The following is a 13,411-nucleotide window of genomic DNA, read 5'->3' on the forward strand; positions in this document are numbered from 1 at the left end:
CCCGCCCTCTCCTCAACGACCGAAGGCCGCTTCAAAACGGTCACCAATATTGACGTCAACGCCGAGATGCTGCGGAATGCTCACCAACTTCGGCGCCATCTTCGTCGCCGAGTCCAGCATCCGGCCACCCGCGGAGAACGGCTCGATGGCTACGTTCCCTCCGCTTATCAGGCTGAGCCCCCTGGTGCCGATCCACTGGCCTTGTCCGTAGCCTGCCTCCGCAATGCCGGCCATGCGGCTCCGCAGACCGCTCCCCGCGAATTCCACAACACCGATGTCCCTCCGCCCCCAAAGAGCCACGTTCTTACCGAACGGGCTCATCTTGGCACCACCCGTGACCTTGCCGGCAGTCTCACCGAACGAGACGAAGTTACGCGCGTTCTTCACATTCGGGACGTAGTTCGCCCCGAGCTGCACAGCGCGTGCCCGTGCAGCCTCAAGGTTGGCCAGCTTCGCCCCTTTCGTGAACGCCCCCGCCACGGGCAGCACGCCGAGGGCGTCCAAGCCGATGGTCGCCCAGCTCACGTCCGCGCCCGCCGCCTTGGCGATGCCGTGTGTGGCCAACGTCAGTCCTCCCGTGATCAGCGCTGCCGTCGCGAAGGCCGCGCCGATCCCGAAGGGCGCGGTGACGATGGCGAGTACCGCGAGGGCGGCGGTGACGTAGCTGAGGACGTCGCCGATCGCCTTGATGAGGTCCGCGTGGTCCTGGACCCAGTCGAGGGCGTCGCCCAGGACGTCCGATACGCCGCTGGCTATGCGGTCGAACAGCCCCGGCTCGTCCGGGGCTATGTCTCCGGCGCTGTCCAGCTCCCGGGAGATCGACCACGCCTCGGTGAAGTAGCGATCCTTCAGCCCCTCGGCCCGGCGCCGCACCTCGTCCAGCGCGTCGCCGGCCTCCTCGGCAGCCTTCTCGCGCTTGTCCTGCTGTTTCTTCTGCGCGTCCGACGCCTTCTCGTCATCCGAAGCACCGGGGAACGGCGACGCCTTCCCGGCGTCCAGGAGCCGCTGCGCGTCGCCGAGGGCCTCCTGCTTCCGCCGCGCTTCGCGCTCCAGCGCGCGTGCCTCGTCCTGGAACCGGTCCATCTTCTCGGACCAGCGCCGCAGCGCCGTCGCCGCCTTCTCGAAGGAGGTGTGCGCCCGCTTGATGTCGGGGGTGACCTTGTCGGCTACGTGGTCGGAGAAGGCGTTCGCGGCCTTGCCCTTCCACACTCCCTGGTCGAGGCGTTCCAGCTCCTTGGCGGTGGTGCCCAGCTCACCGGCGAGCCGGCCGATGGCGCGGGCCAGGTACTTGGTGCTGTGCGCGTCACCGGGCGCCGGGTCGAAGCCGAGGGTGGGGTAGTCCTTGTCGGCCACGTCAGTTCCCCTTGGGCTGGAGAGCCGCTTCCAGTTCCTTTTCCAGCCCGTCGAAGTCTCTGGCGATCTTCGTCAGCATCTTGGCGGCCCCCTCGGCATGCTCCCCGAGCTGCCCGATGCCGTACTCCCACGACTCGGCGAAGTCCTGCAACTCACGCATGAGCATCCAGGCGCCGACGACGTCGGTGTCGGTGCCCCTCATCGAGCGGGCGGCGTAGTCCAGACGTTTGGCCATGGTCGTGAACGTGTGAAAAAGCTCGTCAAGAACGTCACCCTTGATCTTTAAGTCTGCCATCCAGGTCCTTCCGGTGGGTCGACGGCGTACCCGGTCGCGGAGGTGATCCGTCCGATGTGACGCTAGCGAAGGGGGCGTAGCCGCACCACCCCGAATCTCTGCCCGGCATTGCCTATTGAGGCAATATCGGCCGCCCCACCCGCAGCTTTCCCTCTCCAATTCGGGGAATATTCGGCGACTTCCCATTCCTGTCGCAGACCTCATCGGGACAGACGTCCCAGTTGCGCCACCGTCGATATGGAATTCCATTGGCGGCCCTCACGCACGGCCGTCCTGATCACCTGGGCGCGGGGCCGCCTCGGGTGTGGCCGGGGCGGGGGTGGCGGGTGGGTGGGACGTAACCGGCGGGAACCGATTGGTGGGGGGCCGCTCCATTTGGGACATCTCCGCGGTAAGTTGCGGACTATGCCTCGTGGACGCCACCGCTTCTCCTCGCCGATGCGCGGGCTCCTGCCGCCCGTGTCGTTCGCCGCGGTCGCGCTGGGTTGCGCGGCCGGCGCCTGGTTGGTTTCCGGGGACGGGTCCGCCGTGCGGTGGTTGGCCGCGGGGGCGGCCGGGGCCGCGGTGGGGGCTTCGGCGCTCATGCGGTTGCGGGATCGGATGGCCGCGCTTCAGGTCAGCGAGGCGACCGGGGCGCTGGCGCGGGCCGAGCGGCAGCATGAGGAGAAGGTCGCCGAGCTGAAGGGCGACCTCGAAGAGGCGCGGCGCGTACGCGGGGAGTTGGAGAAGCGGCTCGGGTCGCGGCATGGCGACCTCGCCCGGTTGCGTACGGATCACGCCGCGCTGCTCGCGCGGTACGCCAACGCCGAGTCCGAGCGGGCCGCCGCGCTCGAAGGGCGGCGGCAGTTGGCCATCGAGGCGGCGACGCCCGTCAAGCAGTTGCCGCCCGCCGGGTACCAGTCGCAGGGGCGGCCGCCCTCTCTGAGTTCGTACCTGCGCGCCTCCCACGCCCTCGACAACCTCGCCGGCAACGCCGTCCGCCAGGGCCACGGGCAGACCCACGAGCAGGCGCCCTCCGGCGACGCCGCCGGCTTCAGCTACTTCTCCGCGCCGCAGCGGGCACCGTCCCGGGAGATGCCTTCCCCGGCGTCCGGGCGTCCGGCCGGCGGCGGCCACCGCTCCGGGCCCGGCGAGCCCGGTGACGCCGGTACCGACCTCGCCGACGTGGTCGGGCCCGAGGTCCTTGCCGAGGCGGAGGCGGAAGCCGACGCCGGGGCCGGTTCCGGGTCCGACGCCCCTCCGTCCTCCGGCGACGCCGACGACCCCGACGACGACCCCCACGGGCCCGTCGGGCGCGTCATCAACCTGGAGCAGGCGAGCTGAACGGGGATTCGCCCCCGTTCCTCCTCACTTGTCGATGTCCCCGACGACGAAGAACATCGACCCCAGGATCGCCACCATGTCCGCCACCAGCGTCCCCGGCAGCAGCTCGGTCAGCACCTGGATGTTGTTGTACGACGCGGAGCGGAGCTTCAGCCGGTACGGCGTCTTCTCGCCCTTCGACACCAGGTAGTAGCCGTTGAGCCCCAGCGGGTTCTCCGTCCAGGCGTACGTCTCCCCCTCCGGCGCCTTCAGCACCTTCGGCAGCCGCTGGTTCACCGGCCCCGGCGGCAGCTCCGCCAGCCGGTCCAGGCAGGCGTCGGCCAGGTCGAGGGAGTTGTGCGTCTGCGCCAGCAGCACCTCGAAGCGGGCCAGGCAGTCGCCCTCCTCGCGGGTCACCACGCGCAGCGTGCCGCCCAACTCCCCGTACGCCAGATACGGCTCGTCACGCCGCAGGTCGAAGTCCACCCCGGAGGCGCGCCCTATGGGGCCGCTCACGCCGTACGCGTGCACGGTCTGCGGGGGCAGTACGCCCACGCCGCGCGTACGGCCGCGGAAGATCTCGTTGCCCAGCACGAGGCGGTCGAAGACGTCCATCCGCGCGCGCGCCGCGCGCACGGCCGCGCGGGCCCGGTCCGTCCAGCCGGCGGGCAGTTCCTCCTTGAGGCCGCCGACGCGGTTGAACATGTAGTGCATCCGCCCGCCGGAGACCTCCTCCATGACGGCCTGTAGGTCCTCGCGTTCGCGGAAGGCGTAGAAGATCGGGGTGATGCCGCCGAGTTCGAGGGGGTAGGAGCCGAGGAACATCAGATGGTTGAGCACCCGGTTCAGCTCGGCGAGCAGCGTACGCAGCCACACCGCCCGCTCCGGCACCTCCATGCCGAGCATCCGCTCGACGGCCAGGACCACGCCCAGCTCGTTGGAGAAGGCCGACAGCCAGTCGTGGCGGTTGGCGAGCACGATGATCTGGCGGTAGTCGCGGGCCTCGAAGAGCTTCTCCGCGCCGCGGTGCATATAGCCGATGACCGGCTCCGCGGTGACGATGCGCTCGCCGTCCAGGACCAGGCGCAGCCGCAGCACGCCGTGGGTCGAGGGATGCTGCGGGCCGATGTTGAGCACCATGTCGGTCTGCTCGGCCGCGCCTCCGACGCCGACCGTCATCGGGGCGGTGCGGGCGGCGGGCGCGGCGTCTCCGGTGGGCGCGGCAGTCATGCCGCCGAGCCTAGCGGCCGTACGGAACGTGCCCTAGGCCCGCGGCGGGGAGCGGTCGTCGTCGTCCTCGTCGTCCGGCAGCTTCAAGACCCGTTCCAGGAAGAACGCCGCCCCGACGACGAGCGCCGCCGCGACCACCGACAGCGCCGCGTACACCACCTGGGAGCGGCGCGTACCGTAGTCCAGCCCGTCCAGCACCAGGAACAGCCCCAGACCGCCGTATCCCCCCGCCACCAGCGCCGAGACCAGCGCGCTCGCCTGCCCCAGCACCACCGCGCGCGCGGCCATCAGCGGGTCGACGCGCTTGGCGTGCGGTACGCGGTCGCGCTGGGCGCGCAGGCGGGTGCGGATGGACAGGGCCGTCGCCGTCAGGATCGTGGCGATCAGGGCGAGCACCACCGGGGCGGCGACGGGGACGCTCGGCAGCGTCCCCACCGAGTTCCACAGCCGGGATCCCGCCCAGGACAGCACCCCCGCCACCACGAAGATGCCGGCCAACATCCCGACGTGCAGTTGCCTCACCGAACGCGCTCCTCCCAGAACTCCCGGAAATCGTAGCCCCGTAGGGGCGGCGGGATGCGCTCAGTCGGGCAGCCGCAGTTCGAGGTCCGTGCGCGGGCGCACGCCCTGCCGGCCGACGTGCGCCAGCAGCTCGGCCACCGGCCCGCGCCCCGGCAGCTCGGCCGCGGGGTCCACGTCATGCCACGGGACGAGGACGAAGGCGCGCTCATGCGCGCGGGGGTGCGGGAGAGTCAGGGCGGGGTCGTCGGAGACGACGCCCTGGTACGCCACGATGTCGACGTCCAGCGTGCGCGGGCCCCACTGCTCGTCCCGTACGCGCGCGAACGCCTCCTCGACGGCGTGCGCCCGCTCCATCAGCGACGCGGGCGGGAGGGTGGTGCGTACGAGCAGGACGGCGTTGAAGAACGTCGGCTGGCTGCCCGGCTCGACGCCCCAGGGATCGGTCTCGTAGACCGGCGAGACGGCTTTGACGCGGAGGCCGGGGGTGTCTTCGAGGGCGTCGACGGAGCCCTGGAGGGTCTCCAGGCGATTGCCGAGGTTACTGCCGATGGAGAGCACGGCGCGCTTGGGGTTCTGCAGGGTCGAGTCGGCCGCGTCGACCTGCTCGACCACGGATCGCGGCACTGGCTGCACAGTCGGGTCGCTGCGATTCAATGGTCAACCTCTGCTTCGGGTGATGGTGATGGTCACGTCGTCGAACGGAACGGTGATCGGCGCGTCCGGCTTGTGCACCGTCACCTCCACCTGCTGTACGGGCGCGTGGGTCAGGCACTGGGCGGCGATCCGCTCGGCGAGCGTCTCGATCAGGTCCACCGGCTCGCCCTCGACGATGGCGACGGTCTCTTCCGCTACGACGCCGTAGTGCACGGTCCGTGCCAGGTCGTCGGCGGCGGCGGCCGGGCGGGTGTCGAGGTGGAGGACGAGGTCGACGACGAACGGCTGGCCTTCGGCGCGCTCGTGCGCGAAGACGCCGTGACGGCCGCGGGCCCTGAGGCCGTGCAGCGCGACTCGGTCGGCTTCGGTCATGGCTCGCTCGCCTCGCCTTCTGCGTCCTACGTCGTGTGTCCTGCGTCGTGTGGCCATGCGCCTGCGCGTGGGTGCCGTTGTGCCCTGATGCCTGGGGCTCTGCGCCTTGCGTCGGTTGCTTGTCGGTTGCTTGTGCGCTTGTGTCTTCTGCCCCTCGTTTCGGTCGATGTGCGGTGCCGGTGGGGCTCGCTGAAGTCGAAGCGGTGGTGGTCTGATGCTCGGCCCTGCCCCCGGACCTTCGATCGAATGTACCTGCGGCCGCTGACACGCTGAACGACCGGGGCTGCTCACGGCCATGTTGTGGGGTGTGCCCGCGTCTACGGGGAGGGTCGACGGGACAGCGGTATGGAGGGTGACGGCGACTCGAACGGGCCATGAACGCGATCAGGTCTTGTGAGACGGCTGCGTATGTCGTTGGTGCGGTGCTGTCGTGCGCTTTACCCGCGTTGTCGGGGCGTAGTCCCGCGCTGTCGCGCGTCCTCTCCCGCACTCCCGCCCCAGGGTAGGCCGCTGCTCTGACATCGATCGCCGGGCGAACAGCCGGGGTCTCGCGCGACGGAGGCGGCTACGCGGCCCGTACGCCCGTCTACGCCCCTTCCCGCGCCCTACGCCCCTTCCAGCGCCGACGCGACCCGTACCGCGTCCGCCGTCGGCCGGACCTCGTGGACCCGTACCGCCCACGCGCCCTCGCGCGCGGCTATCGCCGACACCGCCGCCGTAGCGGCGTCCCGCTCGCGGGCCGGCGGCGGCGAACCGTCGGGGCCCGCCAGCACCCGCCCGAGGAACCGCTTCCGCGACGCCGCGACCAGCAGCGGACGGCCCAGTTCGGCGCGCAGCCGGGCGAGGTTGTTCAGCAGCACGAGGTCGTGCGGCGCCCCCTTGGCGAAGCCCAGGCCCGGGTCGGCGACGATCCGGTCGAAGTCGATGCCGCCCGCCACCGCCCGGTCGAGGCTGCGGCGCAGTTCGTCGACGACCTCGGTGACGGTGTCCTCGTAGACCGCGCGGTTGTTCATGTCGATGGACTGCCCGCGCCAGTGCATGACGACGAACGGCACCCCGGCCGCGGCGACCGACGGGACCATCGCGGGGTCGGCCTGGCCGCCGCTGACATCGTTGACGAGCCGGGCGCCGGCGGCGACCGCCCGCTCGGCGACGGTGGCGCGCATGGTGTCGACGGAGACGAGTACGCCTTCGGCCGCGAGGCCCCGTACGACGGGAAGGACGCGGCGCAGTTCCTCGTCCTCGTCCACCCGCGGTGCGCCGGGGCGGGTGGACTCGCCGCCGACGTCGACGATGTCGGCGCCGGTGGCGACGAGGTCGATGCCGTGCTTGATCGCGGCCGCGGAGTCGAACCACAGGCCACCGTCGGAGAAGGAGTCGGGGGTGACGTTGACGACGCCCATGACGGCGCAGCGGCCGAAGTCCGGCAGCCCCGCCACCTGCCCCCTGCGCGCATCCGTCATACCTCCAGCGTAGGCGCCTCCGGTACGACCGGCCCCGGCAGGGCGCCGGGGGCTGGCCGGGGCGGGGGCGTGGCCGAGCGCGTAGAGCGGACCGGGCGATGTCAGAAGGGGCGCCTACCCTTGGGCGGGCGTGGGGGTGAGGTGGGGCGGGCGGCGAGCCGTAGCGCGGCTCCCTGCGACAGAACGCGGGCCCCGCCCGTGCCCCGCTTCAGAGGCTGCGGATCGGCCTGAAGCCCGTGTTGCCGCTTGAGCTGTCCGGCGTGTTCCCCATCCTCGCCGACGTCCGGTACCGCAGGCAGTACGACTCGTGGCACATGTGCGACCCCCCCTTCAGCACCCGCGACTGTCCCAGCCGCGGCCCCCTCGGGTTGTCGCGCGGGGCCTTCCGGTGGTGCCGCGCGTGGAACCAGTCCGCGCACCACTCCCACACGTTCCCCGTCGCGTTGTACAGCCCGTAGCCGTTCGGCTCGAAGGCGTCCACCGGGCAGGTCCCCCGGAAGCCGTCCGCCGCCGTGTTGCGGTCGGGGAAACTGCCGCGCCAGATGTTCATCCGGTACGCGCCCTCCGGCTCCCGCTCCGCGCCCCACGGGTACGGCTCCCCCTCCAGCCCGCCGCGCGCCGCGTACTCCCACTCCGCCTCCGTCGGCAGCCGGCCGCCCGCCCAGTCGCAGAAGGCCAGCGCGTCCGAGTGCGAGACGTGCACCACCGGGTGGTCCCACCGGCCGCGCAGGCCCGAGCCGGGGCCCTCGGGGTGGCGCCAGTCGGCCTGATGGACCTGCCGCCACCACGGCGTCTGCGGCGGCGAGGCGGTGGGCGGGAAGTTCTTGGGCAGGAAGCCCGCGAAGACGAAGGACCAGCCGAAGCGCTCGGCGTCCGTGACGTACGACGTGGCGTCGGCGAAGGCCGCGAACTCCTCGTTCGTCACCGCCGTCGCCGCGACCGCGAAGCCGTCGACCGCCACCTCGCGCGCCGGCCCCTCCCCGTCCGCCGGGTACGGGCCGTCGTCGTAGCCCATCAGAAACGCCCCGCCGGGCAGCTTCCGCCACCCTCCGCGCGGCTCGTACGCGGCCGGTCCCGAGACGGCGGCCGCCGTACGCTCCGATACGACCGGCAGCTCCGATACGGCCAGGCCCTCCGATACGGCCGGGGCCTCCGCCCCGCGCCCCGGCGCGCAGCACGCCCCCGGCTTCGTACCCCCGTCCCCCATCAGCGCGCCCTGATCAGGCTCATCGCCTCGGCCCGCGTGGCCGGGTCGCGCAACTGTCCGCGCACCGCCGACGTCAGTGTCTTCGCCCCCGGCTTCCGCACGCCCCGCATCGTCATGCACAAGTGCTCGCACTCTATGACGACGATCACGCCGCGCGGCTCCAGTATCTCCATCAGCGAGTCCGCGATCTGCGTGGTCAACCGTTCCTGCACCTGCGGCCTGCGCGCATACACGTCCACCAGCCGCGCCAGCTTCGACAGCCCCGTGATCTTCCCGTCATGCGACGGGATGTACCCCACGTGTGCGGAGCCCACGAACGGCACCAGGTGGTGCTCGCACGTGCTCAGCACCTCGATGTCCTTGACCAGCACCATCTCGTCGTGGCCCAGGTCGAACGTCGTCGTCAGCACGTCCTCGGGTCGCTGTCGCAGCCCCGCGAAGATCTCCCTGTACGCGCGCGCCACCCGCGCCGGCGTCTCCAGCAGACCGTCGCGGTCCGGGTCCTCGCCGACGGCGATGAGCAGTTCCCGCACGGCGTCCTCGGCGCGCTTCTCGTCGAAGTCGCCGTACTCCTCGCCGCCGCGCTCCGGACCGTGTCCAGCCCTGACAGCCGCTTCCGTCATCGTGGTGCCTTTCGTACCTGCGCCAATGGCCGCGCCCCCAAGGCTAGAACCTCGGGGGCGCTGCACACATTCCAGCGGTATCCGCGCTACGGCTGGCCGCCCTCGCTCGGCGACGGCTGGTGCTGCGGGCCCTCGCCCGGCAGCGTGCCGCCCTGGATGCCGCCCGGCAGGCCGCCGCCGGCGGGCGGCGTCTCGGCCTTGTCGAGCATCCTCGGGCCCGAGCCGTTCGTCTCCCGCGGGGAGGCGACCGGCGGCCGGGTGGAGGGCGTACGCCGCGAGGAGCCGGTCCACGCCGGCCGCAGGGGGCGCTTGACCAGGGGGCGGAAGATCTCGGCGATCTCCTCCTTGCCCAGGGTCTCCTTCTCCAGCAGCTCCAGCACCAGGTTGTCGAGCACGTCGCGGTTCTCGACGAGCATCTCCCACGCCTCGTTGTGCGCGGTCTCGATCAGCTTCTTGACCTCCTCGTCGACCAGCGCGGCGACCTCCTCGGAGTAGTCGCGCTGGTGCGAGAGCTCCCGGCCCAGGAAGGGCTCGGACTGGTCGGAGCCGAACTTGATCGCGCCCAGCCGCTCGGTCATGCCGTACTGCGTGACCATCTTGCGGGCGAGACCGGTGGCCTTCTCGATGTCGTTGGCGGCGCCGGTCGTCGGGTCGTGGAAGACCAGCTCCTCGGCCGCGCGGCCGCCCATCATGTACGCGAGCTGGTCCAGCATCTCGTTGCGCGTGGTGGAGTACTTGTCCTCGTCGGGCAGCACCATCGTGTAGCCGAGGGCGCGGCCGCGGGAGAGGATCGTCACCTTGTGCACCGGGTCGCCGCTGGGAGAGGCCGCCGCGACCAGGGCGTGTCCGCCCTCGTGGTACGCGGTGATCTTCTTCTCCTTCTCCGACATGATCCGGGAGCGCTTCTGCGGGCCGGCGACGACGCGGTCGATGGCCTCGTCCAGCATCTCGTTGTCGATCAGCTTCCGGTTGCTGCGCGCGGTGAGCAGCGCGGCCTCGTTCAGCACGTTGCTGAGGTCGGCGCCGGTGAAGCCGGGGGTGCGCCGGGCGACGGCGGACAGGTCCACGTCCGGGGCGACGGGCTTGCCCTTCTGGTGGACCCTGAGGATCTCCAGCCGGCCCTGCATGTCGGGGCTCTCCACGCCGATCTGCCGGTCGAAGCGGCCGGGGCGCAGCAGGGCGGGGTCGAGGATGTCGGGCCGGTTGGTGGCCGCGATGAGGATGACGCCGCCCTTGACGTCGAAGCCGTCCATCTCGACGAGGAGCTGGTTCAGCGTCTGCTCGCGCTCGTCGTGGCCGCCGCCCATACCGGCGCCGCGGTGCCGGCCGACCGCGTCGATCTCGTCGACGAAGACGATCGCCGGTGCGTTCGCCTTGGCCTGCTCGAACAGGTCGCGGACGCGGGAGGCGCCGACACCGACGAACATCTCGACGAAGTCGGAACCGGAGATGGAGTAGAACGGCACGCCGGCCTCGCCGGCGACGGCGCGGGCCAGCAGCGTCTTGCCGGTGCCGGGCGGGCCGTAGAGCAGGACGCCCTTGGGGATCTTGGCGCCGACGGCCTGGAACTTCGCGGGCTCCTGGAGGAACTCCTTGATCTCGTGAAGCTCCTCGACGGCCTCGTCGGCCCCGGCCACGTCGGAGAAGGTCGTCTTCGGGGTGTCCTTCGTGATGAGCTTGGCCTTGGACTTCCCGAAGTTCATGACCCGGGAGCCGCCGCCCTGCATCTGGTTCATCAGGAAGAGGAAGACGAGCACGATCAGGACGAACGGCAGCAGGGAGAGCAGGATGCTGACGAACGGGTTGTCCTTCGTCGGCTTGACCGAGTAGCCGTCGGGGATCTCGCCCTTGCCGAACCTGTTCTGCAGCTTGTCGGCGAGGTCGGCGCCCTGATTGTCGATGTAGTTCGCCTGGACCTTGTCGCTGCCGTCGATCTTGTTGTTGCCCTTGAGCTGGACCTTGATGGTCTCGCTGTTGCCGGTGGTCAGCTCCGCGGAGCTGACCTTCTTGTCGTTGATCGCGGCAACGACCTTGGCGGTGTCAACGGACTTGTAGCCCTCGGAGGAGCCGACCAGTTGCATCAACAGGACCACGGCGAGGACGGCCAGCACGATCCACATGACCGGCCCACGGAAGTAGCGCTTCACGTCCATCCACACGGGGCGGCGTACGCCCCGTCCCTCCTGCCCAGTGAGGCACGGCTGGCTCCTGACCGAGCCCGTGGCCGTGCGTATGCCTGTTATGGGTCCAAACTGAAACGACTGACGTTCGGACGGTACCCCAGAATTGTCACCCGTCCCCGGCGGGGACGGCTAACAAACCGGCTTTCCCATGCTCCAACGGCGGGAAACCCCCCGGTGTTCCCCGGGCAGGGACCCGCCGGCCCGCGTCCGGCCACCCGGGGGGCGGCGGCGGGCTTGCCCCCTCAGTCCGCGCACGCGGAGCCGCGGACTGCGTCAGCCACCGTACACGTGCGGTGCGAGGGTGCCGACGAAGGGCAGGTTCCGGTACTTCTCCGCGTAGTCGAGGCCGTAGCCGACGACGAACTCGTTGGGAATGTCGAAGCCGACCCAGTCCACGTCGATGGGCACCTTCGCCGCTTCCGGCTTGCGCAGCAGGGTGAAGACCCGCAGCGAGGCCGGCTGCCGCGAGCCGAGGTTGGAGAGCAGCCAGGAAAGGGTGAGGCCGGAGTCGATGATGTCCTCGACGATCATCACGTGCCGGTCCTGGATATCGGTGTCCAGGTCCTTCAGGATCCGCACGACACCGGAGGACTGGGTGCCCGCGCCATAGGAGGACACGGCCATCCAGTCCATCGTCACCGGCGTGGAGAGCGTGCGGGCGAGGTCCGCCATGACCATCACGGCGCCCTTGAGCACCCCGACGATCAGGAGGTCCTTGCCGGCGTACTCCGCGTCGATCTTCGCGGCCATCTCGGCGAGCTTGGCGTCGATCTCTTCCTTGGTGATGAGCACTTTCTCAAGGTCCGCGCCCATGTCCTTCACATCCACCCGGGGTCACTCTCGTTCGCTCGACGACCTCTGCCGAACGAACAGTCTGCCATCCGTTCTCCCGCCGGTCAGGAGCGCGTAGGACACGTTTTCCGCACGTCCCGACCCCTGGCCAACGCCTGTACGGCCCCGCCGGCGGGCCTGCGCACCGGCGGGGATCCGCGGCGTACGGGCCGTCAGTCCTCCCGCCGGACGACCAGCCGGCCCTGTTCGCGACGGGCGGACACCCGGCCGGGGAGGTTGATGGCGCTCTGCCCGCGCCAGCCGGTGATGAGCTTGTCCATCTCCTCGATGTGGCGGCTGAAGAGGGACCCGGCCGGGGAGCCGGCCGCCAGGGCGGCGTTGCGCAGGATGCGGCGCCGGACGGCGGGCGGCAGCCCGTACAGCCCGGGGACGTCGAGGCCGCCGTCCGCGTCGCGTACGCCGCGCTCGGCGTCGGCGGCCCAGGCGTCGAGGGCGTCGGCGTCGTCGCGGGAGAGCCTGGCGGTACGGGCCAGGGAGGCGACGACGCCGCGGCCCAGGGCCTTCTCCAGCACGGGCAGCGCCTCGTGGCGGACACGGGAGCGGGTGTAGGCGGGATCGACGTTGTGCGGGTCGTCCCAGACGGGCAGCGACTGGACCATGCACGCCTTGCGGGCGACCTGGCGGTCGATCTGCAGGAACGGGCGGCGATAGCGGCCGCCGGGCCCGGAGGCCGCGGCCATGCCGGACAGGGAGCGCACCCCGGAGCCGCGGGCGAGCGCCAGCAGCACGGTCTCGGCCTGGTCGTCGCGGGTGTGGCCGAGGAGTACGGCGGCGGCGCCGAGGCGCTGCGCGGCCTCGTCCAGCGCCGCGTACCGGGCGTCGCGGGCGGCGGCCTCCGGGCCGCCACCGCGCCCGACGTCGACGCGCACGGACTCGACGGGGTCCAGGCCGAGGGCGCGCAGCCTGCCGGCGACTTCCTGCGCGCGCAGGTCGGAGCCGTCCTGGAGGCCGTGGTCGATGGTGATGCCGCCGGCGCGGGCGCCCTGGCGGGGTGCTTCGAAGGAGAGCGCGGAGGCCAGCGCCATGGAGTCGGCGCCGCCGGAGCAGGCGACGAGGATGAGGGGGGCGGCGGTGGGGGCAGTGGGGCCGGCCTGACGGGGGGTGCCCGCGAAGCGGGCGCGCGAGGCCGGTGCGGGGACCGCGGCCGTGGAGGCCGTGGGGGCGGCGGGGGACGCCTGGGTGGCGGCCTGGGGGGCCGCGGGGGTGGGGGGTACGTGCGCCGTCGCGTACTCGGTGAGGACGTCGTGCAGGACGTGTCGTACGGCCAGACGTATCGCGGCGACCGCTGGATGGGGACCCATGGCTTTCACTTCACTTTCGCTGGCGGCGGAAGAGCTCGCTCGGGCTCACCTCCG

General features: G+C 71.4%; 13 protein-coding genes. 1 reads left to right on the forward strand and 12 read right to left on the reverse strand.

Annotation, left to right across the window (positions count from 1 at the left end; all coding sequences use genetic code 11):
• Nucleotides 1-12: 12 nt before the first annotated feature.
• Both ABGA99_RS24010 and ABGA99_RS24015 read right to left on the reverse strand, forming a co-directional pair.
• Complete coding sequence (locus tag ABGA99_RS24010) at nt 13-1,353, reverse strand: putative T7SS-secreted protein (protein ID WP_347574930.1); 1,341 nt, start codon at nt 1,351-1,353, stop codon at nt 13-15.
• Nucleotide 1,354: 1 nt separating this feature from the next.
• A complete protein-coding gene (locus ABGA99_RS24015; protein WP_347574929.1) occupies nt 1,355-1,588 on the reverse strand; it encodes a hypothetical protein in 234 nt (77 codons plus the stop codon).
• Nucleotides 1,589-2,053: 465 nt separating this feature from the next.
• On the opposite strand from ABGA99_RS24015, the gene ABGA99_RS24020 reads away from it, so the two are divergent.
• A complete protein-coding gene (locus ABGA99_RS24020; protein WP_347574928.1) occupies nt 2,054-2,971 on the forward strand; it encodes a hypothetical protein in 918 nt (305 codons plus the stop codon).
• A gap of 24 nt (nt 2,972-2,995) precedes the next feature.
• On the opposite strand, the gene ABGA99_RS24025 is transcribed toward ABGA99_RS24020, so the two are convergent.
• The 10 genes from ABGA99_RS24025 to tilS all read right to left on the reverse strand — a co-directional run bounded on the left by ABGA99_RS24025 (nt 2,996) and on the right by tilS (nt 13,357).
• Complete coding sequence (locus tag ABGA99_RS24025; protein WP_347574927.1) at nt 2,996-4,180, reverse strand: NADH-quinone oxidoreductase subunit D; 1,185 nt, start codon at nt 4,178-4,180, stop codon at nt 2,996-2,998.
• A gap of 33 nt (nt 4,181-4,213) precedes the next feature.
• Complete coding sequence (locus tag ABGA99_RS24030) at nt 4,214-4,702, reverse strand: DUF3180 domain-containing protein (RefSeq protein ID WP_347583403.1); 489 nt, start codon at nt 4,700-4,702, stop codon at nt 4,214-4,216.
• Nucleotides 4,703-4,762: 60 nt separating this feature from the next.
• Entirely contained in the window at nt 4,763-5,356 is a 594-nt protein-coding gene (gene folK / locus ABGA99_RS24035; RefSeq protein WP_347574925.1) for a 2-amino-4-hydroxy-6-hydroxymethyldihydropteridine diphosphokinase, read from the reverse strand.
• A gap of 3 nt (nt 5,357-5,359) precedes the next feature.
• Entirely contained in the window at nt 5,360-5,728 is a 369-nt protein-coding gene (folB, locus tag ABGA99_RS24040; RefSeq protein ID WP_347574924.1) for a dihydroneopterin aldolase, read from the reverse strand.
• A 605-nt stretch (nt 5,729-6,333) separates the two neighbouring features.
• Nucleotides 6,334-7,191: a dihydropteroate synthase gene (gene folP / locus ABGA99_RS24045; RefSeq protein WP_347583404.1), complete on the reverse strand. Its 858-nt coding sequence runs from the start codon at nt 7,189-7,191 to the stop codon at nt 6,334-6,336.
• Between the two features lie 208 nt (nt 7,192-7,399).
• The gene (locus tag ABGA99_RS24050; RefSeq protein WP_347574922.1) at nt 7,400-8,398 is read right to left on the reverse strand and encodes a formylglycine-generating enzyme family protein; all 999 of its coding nucleotides are present in this window, start codon (nt 8,396-8,398) and stop codon (nt 7,400-7,402) included.
• A complete protein-coding gene (gene folE / locus ABGA99_RS24055) occupies nt 8,398-9,021 on the reverse strand; it encodes a GTP cyclohydrolase I FolE (RefSeq protein ID WP_347574921.1) in 624 nt (207 codons plus the stop codon). The genes ABGA99_RS24050 and folE overlap by 1 nt, the downstream gene beginning before the upstream one ends.
• Before the next feature lie 86 nt (nt 9,022-9,107).
• Nucleotides 9,108-11,174 carry an ATP-dependent zinc metalloprotease FtsH gene (gene ftsH / locus ABGA99_RS24060; protein ID WP_347575308.1) on the reverse strand — a complete coding sequence of 689 codons (2,067 nt, stop codon included), beginning with the start codon at nt 11,172-11,174 and terminating at the stop codon, nt 9,108-9,110.
• Nucleotides 11,175-11,477: 303 nt separating this feature from the next.
• Nucleotides 11,478-12,017 (reverse strand): hypoxanthine phosphoribosyltransferase, encoded by a 540-nt coding sequence (hpt, locus tag ABGA99_RS24065; protein WP_047017100.1) that lies wholly within the window; start codon nt 12,015-12,017, stop codon nt 11,478-11,480.
• Nucleotides 12,018-12,208: 191 nt separating this feature from the next.
• Nucleotides 12,209-13,357 carry a tRNA lysidine(34) synthetase TilS gene (gene tilS / locus ABGA99_RS24070; RefSeq protein ID WP_347574920.1) on the reverse strand — a complete coding sequence of 383 codons (1,149 nt, stop codon included), beginning with the start codon at nt 13,355-13,357 and terminating at the stop codon, nt 12,209-12,211.
• Nucleotides 13,358-13,411 lie beyond the last annotated feature (54 nt).

The organism is Streptomyces sp. B5E4 (assembly GCF_039871555.1).
In the GTDB taxonomy this organism is placed as follows: domain Bacteria; phylum Actinomycetota; class Actinomycetes; order Streptomycetales; family Streptomycetaceae; genus Streptomyces.

Coding starts and splice junctions, on each gene's coding strand:
- ABGA99_RS24015 (WP_347574929.1), bottom strand. CDS start 1,588: ATGGCCAAACGTCTGGACTACGCCGCCCGCTCGATGAGGGGCACCGAC.
- ABGA99_RS24020 (WP_347574928.1), top strand. CDS start 2,054: ATGCCTCGTGGACGCCACCGCTTCTCCTCGCCGATGCGCGGGCTCCTG.
- folP (WP_347583404.1), bottom strand. CDS start 7,191: ATGACGGATGCGCGCAGGGGGCAGGTGGCGGGGCTGCCGGACTTCGGC.
- folB (WP_347574924.1), bottom strand. CDS start 5,728: ATGACCGAAGCCGACCGAGTCGCGCTGCACGGCCTCAGGGCCCGCGGC.
- folE (WP_347574921.1), bottom strand. CDS start 9,021: ATGACGGAAGCGGCTGTCAGGGCTGGACACGGTCCGGAGCGCGGCGGC.
- ABGA99_RS24050 (WP_347574922.1), bottom strand. CDS start 8,398: ATGGGGGACGGGGGTACGAAGCCGGGGGCGTGCTGCGCGCCGGGGCGC.
- ftsH (WP_347575308.1), bottom strand. CDS start 11,174: ATGGACGTGAAGCGCTACTTCCGTGGGCCGGTCATGTGGATCGTGCTG.
- ABGA99_RS24025 (WP_347574927.1), bottom strand. CDS start 4,180: ATGACTGCCGCGCCCACCGGAGACGCCGCGCCCGCCGCCCGCACCGCC.
- tilS (WP_347574920.1), bottom strand. CDS start 13,357: ATGGGTCCCCATCCAGCGGTCGCCGCGATACGTCTGGCCGTACGACAC.
- hpt (WP_047017100.1), bottom strand. CDS start 12,017: ATGGGCGCGGACCTTGAGAAAGTGCTCATCACCAAGGAAGAGATCGAC.